The following is a 1,092-nucleotide window of genomic DNA, read 5'->3' on the forward strand; positions in this document are numbered from 1 at the left end:
ATACCAATTCCATTAATTAACTTACCAATCGAGTCCAATCTCTAAAGCAGAGGGATTGGACTCTGCGTTTATCTTCACAAAAACTGTTCCAAGCATTGCATACTGAGTTCACTATATCGTTATAGTTTTCAAAACACCTATTCGCTAACTTGTATTGTCGAAGCCATTGCCAAACTTGTTCTATCGGGTTTAATTCTGGTGAATATGGCGGGATATGGATTATCGTGATGTTCTTAAAATGATTGGCTAAATGTGTTTGATGCCAGCTCGCTTGATCCATAATAACCACGGAATGTTTACCTCTAGGGGTCGCCGTTGAGATTAATTCAAGATGCTTCGTCATTGCTTCCATGTTGCTTAACGGTGAAACAATAGCTTCAGCTTCGCCTGTATTGATACAAACGGCTCCAAACAAATAAGCGTACTCAAATTGTTGCTGTTGAACGGCTCTAGGTCGAGTTCCTTTTTCTGCCCAAATCTTGGTTGTGGTATTGCGTTGACCAAATCTAGCTTCATCTTGAAACCAAACAAGCACTTCTTTTAAGTGGATATGCCCAGGGATCTTAAGGATCGTTTCTATTGGGAATTTTTTTAAAAGATTCTTGAGCTTCTTCTGATTGTTTTGGGTGCTTTGAACGTGTCGTTATCCAACTCAAATTAAGTTCATGCAGTAAGCGGTATACACCGGATGGCTGGTAAGATATATCAAATTCATCAAGGATGAATTGTGTGATGTCACTCCCTTGTAAGCGCCCACCCTCAGGTTTTATTGCATTTGAAGTGACGTATTCTTTAAGATGTTTTTTTTGCTCAATAGTGAGTCTGGAAGGTCTTCCTGTATGAGGTTTTTCTACTAACCCTTCAACACCAAAATCAAGATAGGCCTTGATCCATTTATTCACACTGAGACGACTGACTTTAAGAAATGACGCGATTTCAGTTCGATTTTTACCATCGATAAAGTGAGAGACCGCGAGTAATCTTAGCCTCAACCTCGCGTTGGAGGTTGCGCCGATAAGCTTTGATAAATCTGAGTTCATATAGGCTCCTTTCAGAGTCTATATTAGATCATGAATTTAATGGAATTGGTAT

General features: G+C 39.5%; 1 protein-coding gene. It reads right to left on the reverse strand.

Features of this window, described 5'->3' with window-relative positions:
• Positions 1–16: 16 nt before the first annotated feature.
• Positions 17–1,040 (reverse strand): IS630 family transposase gene (locus AACT19_RS22410; RefSeq protein WP_099426184.1). Its coding sequence is split into 2 segments (ribosomal slippage): positions 17–592 and positions 594–1,040, totalling 1,023 coding nucleotides; the frame shifts between segments, so codons are not numbered across the junction.
• Between the last annotated feature and the right edge of the window lie 52 nt (positions 1,041–1,092).

Source organism: Vibrio sp. 10N.222.47.A9, from assembly GCF_963872585.1.
Taxonomy (GTDB): Bacteria; Pseudomonadota; Gammaproteobacteria; order Enterobacterales; family Vibrionaceae; genus Vibrio; species Vibrio splendidus.